The following is a 9,433-nucleotide window of genomic DNA, read 5'->3' on the forward strand; positions in this document are numbered from 1 at the left end:
TCCGGCCACTGAACAATCGCCGCATTACCTTTGACCAACCCTGCCGCGCTCGTGTACGAACCGCGGTTCTGTCGAAAGCGGTGGAGGGAATTTGAGGCTTTTCCTGGTTAGGCACGCGGATGCGGACGCGGAGATCCCCGAGGGTCTCGGTGACGAGGCACGCGCCCTCACCGCGAAGTCCCGCACCAGCACTGCCCAGCATTTCGCTTCGCTGACCGAGCGCATCGGTCCTGTGGGGCGCATCCTGACCAGCCCGCTGGTTCGCACGGTGCAGACGGCGCAGATTCTCTCCATCTCCGCCAGGTTCGAGGGCCCGCTGAAGGTGCATCGCTGCTTGCTGCCCGACATGCCCGTGGGCGCGGTGGAACCGGTGCTCAACGAGTACGCGGACGAGAACCTCGTCCTCGTGGGTCACCAGCCGTCCATGGGCGCCCTGGCGGCCCATCTGCTCGGCATGCAGTCCTTCCCCAAGCCCGTCAACCCGGGCACCGTCATCGGCCTGGAGCGCGCGGAGGGGGAGTCTTCACCGGCGTTCAAGTTCCTGTTCTACGCCGCCCCTGGTCAGCAGGTGCTCGACATCATCCAGTGAGGCCATTGCGGCCATGATGGACGAAGCTCGCTACAACCAGTTGGTCTCCGCCGCGTTCAAGCGCATCCTCGCCGCGGCGGACACCATCGACCCTGACATCCTGGAAGCCGACAGCACCGGCGACATGGTGACGCTCACCGCCGCTTCGCGGGAGAAGTGCATCGTCAACACCCAGCGCGCCGTGCGGCAGATCTGGGTGGCGGGCCAGGGTCAGGGCATCCACTTCGACTACGACGCGGCCACCGGCACCTGGAAGGACGACAAGGGCCGGGGCCTGGAGTTGATGTCGTTCGTCGCGGACGTCGTCCGCGGCATCACCGGGGCGGACTTCGTCTATCCCGGCTGAGTCCTGCCGCTCGCGGCCTCCACCCAGTCCCCACCCGCGGCCTGAGCGCGACGCAGGGCTTCTCCAGCCTCTTTGAGGAGGCTGCCGAAGCTGACCTGAGACAGGGCGCCCGCCACGGGTCCACGGCCCGACGGGGGCTCGGAGACGGCGACACCCACGGAGGCGCTGGCGCCCTCGTAGGCCGTCAGGGACTTGATGAGCTCGCGCAGGCGCTGCCCCACCACCAGCGCGCCGGAGCGCGGCGTGTGCGGAAGGAAGACGACGAAGCGACTGTCCGCGAAGGGCACGGCGACGTCGATGTCGCGCACTCCGGACACCAGCAGTCCCAGGGCCTCGGCGAGCGCGAGCTTCCGCGCGGCAGGGGCCAGGGGCGCGGCTTTCTCCGCGAACTTGTCGATGTCCACCAGCAACACGGCGATGGGGTAGCGGTAGCGCCGGCTGCGCTTCACCTCCATCAACATCAGCCGCTTGAGGAACTCGAAGTCCGGAGAGGAGCCGACCGCCGCCACGTCGGACCGGCTGATGCGGCTGGCGCCTGGGACAGGCGTGGGGGCGAGCGCGGGGAAGGCGCCGGAGTGCCGGGCACCCACCGAGGGAGGCTGAGCGCTGGCGGCTGGTGTCGCGGTGGCGGCGTCAGACGCGCTCGTCGACACAGCACCCGAGTCCGCGGGTTTCGCCGCCCAAATCGCCGGGGCCTCGGGCGGAGACGTCTGCGCGGACGACGGCTCGAAACCGGCGCCTGATGCAGCGACGGCCTCCGTGGCCTCGGGCCCGTCCTCGGACGCTGTCCTGGCGGCATCCCGCTCGTCGGCCTCTGGCTCCGCGTGGAGCAGTGGAAGGTCGTCTTCCTCGGAAGCCTGCATCTCCGCTGTGGCCGAAGCAGGCACCTCGCCCGCATCCGGGGCCGTGCTGCCCGCTTCGGAGGACGGCGACGTGATGGGCTCTTCGTCCAGCTCAGGTGGCAGCGACGCGGACTTCGCGCCGTGGCCCTCGGACAACGGCGCTTCCGCCTCGCGCGGCGGTGGCACCACCCGCGCCTGTGCGCTCTCCGCTTCCGGTGCCTCTTCGTCGAGCGGCGGCGGAGGGGGCATGCCCCGCGCATCCACACTCTCGACAGGTGCATCCACGCCGTCGAGCGGCGGAGGAGGAGGCGGAACCATCCGCCCGCCCAACGCGCCCGGAAGCGGAGGGGGCCCACCCGCGTGAGACGCCCCATCGAACGGGGGTGGCGGCGGCCGTACGCCCACGGAACCCACCCGCCGCAGCGCCTCCTCGCGCTGGACAAGCAGGGACACGCACGTCAACACCGTGGGGCGCTTCAGCGGCCCCACCAGGCACCCGTCCGCGCCCGCCTGGGCGGCCCGCGTGTCTGCCTGCTCCTCGTCCGGCGAATACAACAGCAACACCGGCGCGGCGAGGCCTTCGGCCCGCATGCTCCGGCACAGCGCCTCACCGTCCAGGGCGCCCGTTCCGGACGCCAGCAGGACGGTGGGCATTCGTTCCCTCACCGTGCGCAGCGCCTCGTCGACGCTGCTCACCCAGGACACTTCATGACCGGCGGATTCGAGATAGCGGCGCAGAACGCCCGCCACCGGTGCGGAGGGCTCGGCGAGGACGATGGAGGACATCAAACCTCCATGACCTCCTTCTCCTTCTTCTTCACGATTTCATCCACCTGCGTGATGCCCGCGTCGGTCTGCTTCTGCACGACCTCGGTGATGCGCTTGTGGTCGTCCTCGGTGATCTTCTTGTCCTTCAGCTGCGTCTTCAGCACCTCGTTCGCGTCGCGGCGGAGGTTGCGGATGGTGACCTTGAACTCCTCGCCCTTGGTCTTCACCTGCTTGGCGATGTCCTTGCGGCGCTCTTCAGTGAGCGGCGGGAAGGGCAGGCGAATCATCTCGCCGTCGTTCATCGGGTTGATGCCCAGGTTCGCCTCGCGCAGCGCCTTCTCGATGTCCTTGAGGACGCTCTTCTCCCACGGCTTGATGGTGATGAGCCGGGGCTCGGGCGCGTTCACGCTGGCCACGCCCGACAGCGGCGTCGGCGTGCCGTAGTAGTCCACCCGGACGCCCTCCAGGATGGCGATGCTGGCGCGGCCCGTGCGGACCCTCGTCAGGTCCGTGCGCAGGCCCTCGAGCGATTTGTCGATACGGCCCTTCAGTTCGGCGACGACGTCTCCACTCATTGCGTTCTCTCCTTGAGTGCTTGCCGGTGGGTCGGGACTCAGGCCCAGACCGTCTCGCTGCCACCCACCAACGTACCAATGTCCCCTTCACCCAGCACCGCGCGGCGGATGTTGCCCCGCTGCGTCAGGTCGAACACGATGATGGGCAGCTTGTTGTCCATGCACAGCGAGATGGCCGTGGAGTCCATGACGTTGAGATTCTGCTTCAACACGTCCATGTAAGTCAGCGACCGATAGCGCCGTGCGGTGGGGTCCTTCTTCGGGTCCGCGCTGTACACCCCGTCCACCTTGGTTGCCTTCAGGATGACCTGCGCGTTGATTTCCATGGCGCGCAGGGAGGCGGCGGTGTCGGTGGTGAAGTACGGGTTGCCGGTGCCCGCCGCGAAAATCACCACGCGGCCCTTCTCCAGGTGGCGCACGGCGCGCCGGCGGATGTACGGCTCGGCAATCTGCTCCATCTTGATGGCGGACAGCACGCGCGTGTGCAGACCCTTCTTCTCCAGCGCGTCCTGCATGGCCATGGAGTTGATGCAGGTGGCCAGCATGCCCATGTAGTCGGCGCTGGCGCGGTCCATGCCCTCCGTGGCGCCCGCGACCCCCCGGAAGATGTTGCCGCCGCCAATCACCAGCGCGACCTCCACGCCGGCCTGCGCCAACTCGATGACTTCCTCGGCGATGCCCATCAGCGTGGGCGGATGGATGCCGTACTTCCCCTCCCCCATCAGGGCCTCGCCCGAGAGCTTGAGGAGAATGCGCTGATACGGGAGCGGCTTCTTCGTGTCGGAGGACATGCGCCACCGCTTCTATCCCCCGCTCCGCGAGGGATCAACGCTGGAGTCGGTGGGCCGGCCCCACATCGTCCGCTGGCGGTCGCACGGGGAGGGGCCAATCAGACCCGCAAAAAGCGAGGGCCGCGTCGCCCGGACGCCCCGTGGGGGGTGTTTCCGGCGCGCGCGGCCCTTGTCAGCCCTGCGTCCAGGCTCGCGGCCCCGTGGGGACCGCGGAGGCCTTACGCCTGGCCCAGCGTCTTGGCGACTTCGGCGGCGAGGTCGTCCTTCTTCTTCTCGATGCCCTCACCCAGCTCGTAGCGGACGAAGCGGCGCACGGAGACCTTCTCGCCAATCTTCGCGGCGCGCTCGGAGATCATCTCGCCGACCTTCTTCTTGTCGTCCTTCACCCAGAGCTGGTCCACGAGGCACACGCCCTCGTAGTACTTCTCCATCTTCCCGACGAGGATCTTCTCCAGCATCGCCTCAGGCTTGCCCTGCTGCTTGAGGATCTCGCGCTGGATGTCCTTCTCCTTGTCCAGGTTGTCCGTGGGGACCTCCTCACGACGGACGAACTTGGGGCCGGCCGCGGCAATCTGCATGGCCACGTCCTTCACCAGCTCCTGGAAGTCGGGGTTGCGAGCAACGAAGTCCGTCTCGCAGTTCACCTCGACGATGACGCCGATGCGGCCACTGTGAACGTAGGTGCCGATGATGCCTTCGGAGGCAACGCGGCCTTCCTTGCCAGCGGCCTTGGCGATGCCCTTCTTGCGCAGCCACTCCTCGGCCTTGGCGAAGTCGCCACCCGACTCGGCGAGCGCCTTCTTGCAGTCCATCATGCCCGCGTTGGTCCGCTCGCGGAGCTCCTTCACCATCTGGGCGCTAACTTCGGCCATCGTCGTCTCCTGCCTCCGCCACTCCAAGGCGCACTGCGCCGGGCGGAGCATTGTAAGTTCAAGGGGATACTGCGGCACCAGGGAAACAGAGGCGGCCGGGGAGCTGGCGAACTGATGCCACCCGGCCGCTTCGGCACTGACGTGAGAAAGGGACGGCTACTCGGCCGCCGCCTCACCCTCGGGAGCGGCCTCGGCGGCCGGCTCGGCGGACGCGACAGGGGCCGCGCCCTTCATCTCAACGAGGGGGCCACGGCGGTCGCCGCCACGGTCACCACCCCGGTCGCGACGGTCGTCGCGGCGGTCACCGCGGCGCGGGCCACGGCGGTCATCGCGGCGGTCGCCACGGTCGTCACGGCCCTCGCGCTCCTCCTGCTCGTCGCGCTCGGCGGCGCCCGAGGCGCGGTAACGCGCGGCGCCCTCGAGGCAGGCCTCGGCGATCTTGGAGGTGAACAGCTTGATGGAGCGGATGGCGTCGTCGTTGCCGGGGATGACGAAGTCGATGCCGTCCGGATCGCAGTTGGTGTCCACCAGGCCGATGACCGGGATGCCCAGGCGGCCCGCCTCGTGGATGGCGATGTGCTCCTTCTTCGGGTCGATGACGAAGACGCAGCGGGGCAGCTTCGACATCTCCTTCACGCCACCCAGGTTCTTCTCCAGCTTCTCGCGCTCACGCTCGAGCTGGGCGACTTCCTTCTTGGGAAGGCGCTCGAAGGTGCCGTCCTCGGCCATCTTCTCCAGCGTCTTCAGGCGGTCGATGCCCTGCTTGATGGTCTTGAAGTTGGTCAGCGTGCCACCCAGCCAGCGGCTGGTGACGAAGAACTGACCGGCGCGCGAGGCCTCCTCGCGGACCACGTCCTGCGCCTGCTTCTTGGTGCCGACGAAGAGCACCGAGCCACCGCGCGCGGTGATGTCCGCCACGAAGCGGAACGCCGAGCGGGCCATCACGACCGTCTTCTGCAGGTCGATGATGTAGATGCCGTTGCGCGCGCCGAAGATGAACGGCTTCATCTTCGGGTTCCAGCGCTTCGTCTGGTGGCCGAAGTGAACACCGGCCTCCAGGAGCTGCCTCATCGTGATGCCACCGGCGGCGGCCATCGCCTGCTGCTGCGTCTGCGTGTCCTGCGTTTCCATGTCGTCTCTCCGGTTGTTCCGCCACGCCCGAGCAAACCTTCCGGCCGAAACGACCGCGGAGGAGCTCCTCTCCGAGGAGAGGCCCTCACCCACGGAAGCACCGGCGACCGGCACGGACGTGTGTGTAGTGGGTACTGCCTGGGGTCGACTGCCCCCCGACCCCATACCGTGGGGCGGGGCGTCCTTAACAGAACCCCTCCGGGCCGCGCAAGCTTCGCCGCACCGCCCGTCCGGGCAGGGACGGCACATGCCGCTCCCCCGCCCTCCTATCGTCCCAGCGAGGCCCCTTCGCCCCGCCAAGACAGCACCGGCGCGGTGCCCCCCCAGAGGGTTGGCGCCGCGCCGGCGTCTTCCACGATGAGCCTGTCAGTCAGCCCGCGTCCTAGACGCTGGCCTCCGAGGCACCGTGGCACTTCTTGTACTTCCGGCCGCTGCCGCAGGGGCAGGGGTCGTTGCGGCCCACCGCCGGCCTGCTGGCCGCCGCCGGACGCGCCGCCGCGGCCACCGAGCCCTCATCCAGCTTGCCGTCCGCCGTGGCGCGTCCCTCCACCGCCTTCTTCTGCTGCTGCGCGAGCTGGCGCTGGATGCGGGCGGCCTCTTCCGCCGCGCTGGAGGCGGAGCGGGGCTGCACGTGCATGAGCTGGGTGACGAACTGCGCCTTGATGGCGGAGAGCATCTGGATGAAGCCCTGGTAGCCCTCCTTCTTGTACTCCTGCTTCGGGTCCTTCTGGCCGTAGCCGCGCAGGCCGATGCCCTGGCGCAGGTGGTCCATGGCCAGCAGGTGGTCCTTCCAGAGCCGGTCGATGGTCGCCAGGTAGTTGTACTGGAGGAAGCGCATGAAGTTCTCGCCGAACTCCTCATCGCGTGCCTGGAAGACCTTCTCCGCCGCCTTGTAGATGTGCTCCTGGAGCTCCTCGCGGTTGCCCACGCCCTCGAAGTTCATCTCGAGGTTGAAGGTCTCCTTCACGCCCTGCTGGAGCGCGGCGATGTCCCAGCCCTCCACGCCCCGGGTGGGCGCGTAGGTGTCGGTGAGGGACACGATGACGTCCTCCATCGAGTCCAGGATCAGCTCGCGGAAGTCCGCCCAGCTGACGGTCCGCTCGGAGCGCGTCTTGATGCGCGTCTTCGGATCCTCGTCGTACTCCACCAGCGGCACGCCCGCGCCCGCGGCCAGCACCTGGCGACGCAGCTTGTAGATGGTGCGGCGCTGCTGGTTCATCACGTCGTCGTACTCGAGGAGGTTCTTGCGGATGTCGAAGTTGTGGCCTTCGACCCGCTTCTGGGCGCCCTCGATGGCACGTGACAGCCACACGTGCTCGATGACCTCGCCCTCCTCCATGCCCAGCCGCTCCATCAGGCCCTGGATGCGCTCGGACCCGAAGATGCGCATCAGGTCGTCCTCGAGCGACAGGAAGAAGCGGCTGCCACCCGGGTCACCCTGGCGGCCGGCGCGGCCACGCAGCTGGTTGTCCACGCGGCGCGACTCGTGGCGCTCGGTGCCGATGATGAAGAGGCCGCCGGCGGTGTGGACCTCCTCGCGCTCCTTCTTCGTCTGCTCCTCGAGCTTCGCCTTGGTGTCGGCGAACTTCTGCTCCCACGCCGCGACCTCCGCCTCGTAGGCCGTCAGGTCCAGCGGCTGCCCGTCCGGGGCCGACGTGGGCGGCTCGGGCGGCGGCCCCATGGACGCCTTGGCCAGGACCTCCGCGTTACCACCCAGGAGGATGTCCGTTCCGCGGCCGGCCATGTTGGTGGAGATGGTGACGGCGCCCTTGCGGCCGGCCTGCGCGACGATGTCCGCCTCGCGCTGGTGCTGCTTGGCGTTGAGGACGTTGTGCGGGATGCCGCGCTTCTTGAGGAAGCTGGCCACCACCTCGCTCTTGGCGATGGACACCGTGCCCACGAGCACCGGCTGCCCGTTCTTGTGCAGCTCCTCGATCTCCGCCGCCACCGCCTCGAACTTCTCACGCTCCGTCTTGTACACCACGTCCTGCAGGTCCTTGCGGATGGGCGGACGGTTGGTGGGGATGACGCGCACGTCGAGGTTGTAGATCTTGGCGAACTCCTCCGCCTCCGTGTCCGCCGTGCCCGTCATGCCGGCCAGCTTGGAGTACATGCGGAAGTAGTTCTGGAAGGAGACCGTCGCGAGCGTCTGGTTCTCGTTCTCGATCTTCACGCCTTCCTTGGCCTCGATGGCCTGGTGAAGGCCGTCCGACCAGCGGCGTCCCGGCATCTGGCGGCCGGTGAACTCGTCGACGATGACGACCTCGCCGTCCTTCACCACGTAGTCCTTGTCGCGCTTGTAGAGCGTGTGCGCGCGCAGGGCCTGGTCCACGTGGTGCAGCATCTCGATTTCGCCCGGGTCGTACAGGTTGCCCACACCCAGCCGCTTCTGGAGCTTCTCGATGCCGTCATCCGTGAGCGACACGGAGCGGTGCTTCTCGTCCAGGGTGTAGTCCTGGTCAGGCACCAGCCCGGGGATGACCTGGTCCACCCGGTAGTACTTGTCGGTGCTGTCCTCGGTGGGACCGGAGATGATGAGCGGCGTGCGGGCCTCGTCGATGAGGATGGAGTCCACCTCGTCGACGATGGCGAAGTTCAGCTCGCGCTGGACGTAGTCCTGCAGGCGGAACTTCATGTTGTCGCGCAGGTAGTCGAAGCCGAACTCGTTGTTCTGCCCGTAGGTGATGTCCGAGCGGTACGCCTCCTGCCGCTGCTTGTCGTTCAGCTCGTGCAGCACGCAGCCCGTCGTCATGCCCAGGAAGCGGTAGACACGCCCCATCCACTCCGCGTCGCGGCGGGCCAGGTAGTCGTTCACCGTGACGACGTGCACGCCCCGGCCGGACAGCGCGTTGAGGTAGGTGGGCAGCGTCGCCGTCAGCGTCTTGCCTTCACCGGTGCGCATCTCCGCGATGCAGCCCTCGTGGAGGAACATGCCGCCAATGAGCTGCACGTCATAGTGACGCTGGCCAATGACGCGGCGCGCCGCCTCGCGGGTGATGGCAAAGGCCTCGAAGAGCAGGTCATCCAGCGAACGGCCGTTCTGGATCTCCTGCCGCATGCGGTTCGTCTCGGAGACGAAGTCCTCGTCCTTGAGGGCCCGCATGCGGGTTTCCAGCTCATTGACTCGGGCGACCTTCGCGTGGGCCTTCTTGAGCTCGCGCTCGTTCTTGGTCCCAATCAGTTTCTTCAGCGTCCATTCGATCATTCGGTCGGCTCTCTCGCCGGAGAATCCTCGAAGGACGGCGGCGAGTGAAGGGAAATCCCTGGAGGTGTAAGGGAGAAACGTATGGAAACCACGTGCGTCCGCCGAAACTTCCACTCGGCAGGCCGCCCACCACGCAGCGGCTCAGAGTAAAGCGGAACCCAGCCCACGCAATGTCCCCCACACGAAATCAACGCCGAGGCCCCTCCCGGCCTTCACGACGACCTCCCTCTCGCCATCCGGGCCGCCCCGGAGCGCAGCCTAACCGCCAGGGCCCTGCCCCCGGGGGCAAGCCCCCTGCACACACCGCGCCGCCC

General features: G+C 67.8%; 8 protein-coding genes. 2 read left to right on the plus strand and 6 right to left on the minus strand.

The window, feature by feature from the left end:
• Nucleotides 1–91: 91 nt before the first annotated feature.
• Nucleotides 92–589 (plus strand): histidine phosphatase family protein, encoded by a 498-nt coding sequence (locus tag FMQ63_RS31095; RefSeq protein ID WP_011555303.1) that lies wholly within the window; start codon nt 92–94, stop codon nt 587–589.
• A gap of 13 nt (nt 590–602) precedes the next feature.
• Nucleotides 603–935, plus strand: a complete 333-nt coding sequence (gene cyaY / locus FMQ63_RS31100; RefSeq protein ID WP_011555304.1) for an iron donor protein CyaY — start codon at nt 603–605, stop codon at nt 933–935.
• Here cyaY and FMQ63_RS31105 read toward each other — a convergent pair.
• From FMQ63_RS31105 to secA, 6 genes are all read right to left on the minus strand, one after another.
• Entirely contained in the window at nt 923–2,563 is a 1,641-nt protein-coding gene (locus FMQ63_RS31105) for a diguanylate cyclase (RefSeq protein ID WP_011555305.1), read from the minus strand. The two genes, cyaY and FMQ63_RS31105, sit on opposite strands and share 13 nt — an antisense overlap.
• The gene (gene frr, locus FMQ63_RS31110; protein ID WP_011555306.1) at nt 2,563–3,120 is read right to left on the minus strand and encodes a ribosome recycling factor; all 558 of its coding nucleotides are present in this window, start codon (nt 3,118–3,120) and stop codon (nt 2,563–2,565) included. Before frr ends, FMQ63_RS31105 begins: the two co-directional genes overlap by 1 nt.
• Before the next feature lie 38 nt (nt 3,121–3,158).
• Nucleotides 3,159–3,911 (minus strand): UMP kinase, encoded by a 753-nt coding sequence (pyrH, locus tag FMQ63_RS31115; protein WP_011555307.1) that lies wholly within the window; start codon nt 3,909–3,911, stop codon nt 3,159–3,161.
• Nucleotides 3,912–4,129: 218 nt separating this feature from the next.
• On the minus strand, nt 4,130–4,783 hold the full coding sequence (tsf, locus tag FMQ63_RS31120; RefSeq protein WP_011555308.1) for a translation elongation factor Ts: 654 nt from the start codon (nt 4,781–4,783) through the stop codon (nt 4,130–4,132).
• Nucleotides 4,784–4,939: 156 nt separating this feature from the next.
• Entirely contained in the window at nt 4,940–5,914 is a 975-nt protein-coding gene (rpsB, locus tag FMQ63_RS31125; RefSeq protein WP_020477795.1) for a 30S ribosomal protein S2, read from the minus strand.
• A 382-nt stretch (nt 5,915–6,296) separates the two neighbouring features.
• On the minus strand, nt 6,297–9,119 hold the full coding sequence (secA, locus tag FMQ63_RS31130; protein ID WP_011555310.1) for a preprotein translocase subunit SecA: 2,823 nt from the start codon (nt 9,117–9,119) through the stop codon (nt 6,297–6,299).
• Nucleotides 9,120–9,433 lie beyond the last annotated feature (314 nt).

Source organism: Myxococcus sp. CA005 (assembly GCF_006518205.1).
GTDB classification, from domain to species: Bacteria; Myxococcota; Myxococcia; order Myxococcales; family Myxococcaceae; genus Myxococcus; species Myxococcus xanthus.

Coding starts and splice junctions, on each gene's coding strand:
- secA (WP_011555310.1), bottom strand. CDS start 9,119: ATGATCGAATGGACGCTGAAGAAACTGATTGGGACCAAGAACGAGCGC.
- cyaY (WP_011555304.1), top strand. CDS start 603: ATGATGGACGAAGCTCGCTACAACCAGTTGGTCTCCGCCGCGTTCAAG.
- frr (WP_011555306.1), bottom strand. CDS start 3,120: ATGAGTGGAGACGTCGTCGCCGAACTGAAGGGCCGTATCGACAAATCG.
- rpsB (WP_020477795.1), bottom strand. CDS start 5,914: ATGGAAACGCAGGACACGCAGACGCAGCAGCAGGCGATGGCCGCCGCC.
- FMQ63_RS31105 (WP_011555305.1), bottom strand. CDS start 2,563: ATGTCCTCCATCGTCCTCGCCGAGCCCTCCGCACCGGTGGCGGGCGTT.
- tsf (WP_011555308.1), bottom strand. CDS start 4,783: ATGGCCGAAGTTAGCGCCCAGATGGTGAAGGAGCTCCGCGAGCGGACC.
- pyrH (WP_011555307.1), bottom strand. CDS start 3,911: ATGTCCTCCGACACGAAGAAGCCGCTCCCGTATCAGCGCATTCTCCTC.